Here is a 2,308-nt window from a genome sequence, read left to right as displayed (position 1 = left end):
TGCCTGTCGTGCGGCGCCTGCTGCATGACCTACCGCGTGTCCTTCTACTGGGCCGACGCCGATGCGGACGCCGGCGCCGGCCGCCCGCACCGCGTCCACGTCAACGGGGCGCGCGAGAACGACTACAAGGCCGAGCATGCACAATCGGCCAAGTACACGGAAAAGCTGGTGGACACCCCGCAGACCGTCATCGTCATCAAGAAGGAGCTGTTCGAGCAGCAGGGCGCGACCACGCTGACGGAGGCGTTGCGCAACACGCCCGGCGTGGGCACGTTCTTCCTCGGCGAGAACGGCAGCACGAACACGGGCGACGCGGTCTACATGCGCGGCTTCGATACGTCCGGCAGCCTGTTCGTCGACGGCATCCGCGATATCGGCTCGATCTCGCGCGACGTCTTCAACATCGAGCAGATCGACGTGCTGAAAGGCCCGGCCGGCACCGACACGGGCCGCGGCGCGCCCACCGGTTCCATCAACCTGAACACGAAGCAGCCGACGCTGAAGAACGCCGGCGACGCCAGCCTCACGGTGGGCAGCGCCGACCGCGTGCGCGGCACCGCCGACATCAACCGCGTCATCGACCGCGAGTCCGGCATCGCGTTCCGCCTGAACGTCCTCGACCAGCGCGCCGGCAATCCGGCACGCGACGAAGTGCGCGACAAGCGCTGGGCCATCGCGCCGTCGCTCGCGTTCGGGCTGCACGGCCCGACCCACGTCTACCTCGACTACCTGCACGTGAAGCAGGACAACCGCCCGGACGGCGGCGTGCCGACCATCGGCCTGCCGGGCTACCGGAGCCCGGACGCGACGCGGCCTTTCCTCACCGGCGCCGCGCCCGTCGATCCGCAGAATTTCTACGGCGCGCTGTCCGACTACGACAAGGTGACGGCCGACATGGCGACGGCCATCATCGAGCACGAGTTCCGCAATGGCATGCGCCTGAAGAACACGAGCCGCTACGGCAAGACGAAGCAGTTCTACCTGCTGAGCGCCTTCATGGGTTCGGCGGCGAACGTCATCGCGCCGGGCGCCACGGACCCGTCCACGTGGTCGCTGGCGCGCACGATCCGCACGGTCAAGGACCAGGAAAACACGGTGCTCGCCAACCAGACGACGCTGACGGCCGATTTCGACACGGGCACCTTGCGCCACACGCTCGTCGCGGGCCTGGACCTGTCGAGCGAGAAGCAGTCGAACCGCAGCTACGTGGGCGGCGGCACGCTGGCGCCGGCGAACCTGTACCACCCCGACCCGGCGCTGCCGATCGCGGGCCTGAACCTGCAGCCGAGCGGCGCCCGCACGCGGGGGGAATCCGCGACGGAATCCGGCTATCTGCTCGATACGATCAAGCTGGGCGACCAATGGATCTTCAACGCGTCCGCCCGTCTCGACCACTTCGATACGACGTATGACGCCATCGCGCTGTCGACGGCCACGTCGGCCCCGGCGCTCCCCGTGGGCACGCCCGTGCCGACGCATATCGAACTGTCGGACAACCTCGTGAGCGGCAAGGTGTCCGCGCTGTACAAGCCGACGGCGAACAGCAGCGTGTACGCGCTGTGGGCCAGCTCGAAGAACCCACCGGGCTCGAACCTGGCGCTCTCGGGCAATGCGAACAGCGCGGCGAACCCGATCTATGACCCGCAGGTCAGCACGACGACGGAGCTGGGCGCCAAGTGGGAAGTGTTCGACCGCCGCCTCGGGCTGAACGCGGCGCTGTACCGCACGGACGTGAAGAACGAGGTCGAGCAGGATCCCGTCGACCTCAAGTACTACCAGACCGGTAAGAAACGCGTGCAGGGCGTCGAGCTGGCCGTGACGGGCGAGATCACGCGCGCCTGGTCGATCAACGCGGGCTACACGTACATGGACACGAGCATCGAGGCGGGCAAGATCGTCACGGCGAGCGGCGCCAACGCGCTGTCGTACACGCCGAAGCAGGCCTTCACGAGCTGGACGACGTACAAACTGCCGCACGGCCTGACGCTCGGCGGCGGCGTGCGCTACCAGGGCAAGCTGCTGCGCGGGACGGACGGCGCGGTCGGCACGCCGGCGTACGCGGACAGCTACTGGGTGGCGGATGCCGTCGCGGACTACCAGGTCAACCGCTGGCTGGACCTGCGCCTGAACGTCTACAACCTGTTCGACAAGGAATACGTCGCCTCGATCAACAAGAGCGGCTACCGCTACACGCCGGGCGCGCCGCGCTGGGCGAGCTTGAGCGCCAACTTCCATTTCTGAGTTGTGAGCCGGCGCTGGCCGCTTCCGCCGTACGCCGCAGCCGTGGGGGCAATGCGGGGTGGGGCGG

1 protein-coding gene is annotated in these 2,308 nt (G+C 68.2%); it reads left to right on the top strand.

From position 1 onward, the window contains the following. Positions 1 to 3 precede the first annotated feature (3 nt). Positions 4 to 2,241, top strand: a complete 2,238-nt coding sequence (locus tag ACEN88_RS29590; protein ID WP_413345446.1) for a catecholate siderophore receptor Fiu — start codon at positions 4 to 6, stop codon at positions 2,239 to 2,241. Positions 2,242 to 2,308 lie beyond the last annotated feature (67 nt).

It is taken from the genome of Massilia sp. CT11-108 (assembly GCF_047302915.1).
GTDB classification, from domain to species: Bacteria; Pseudomonadota; Gammaproteobacteria; order Burkholderiales; family Burkholderiaceae_D; genus Telluria; species Telluria orientalis.
Note: the sequence above shows the minus strand (reverse complement) of the source record. Positions and strands in the feature narration are given on the sequence as shown.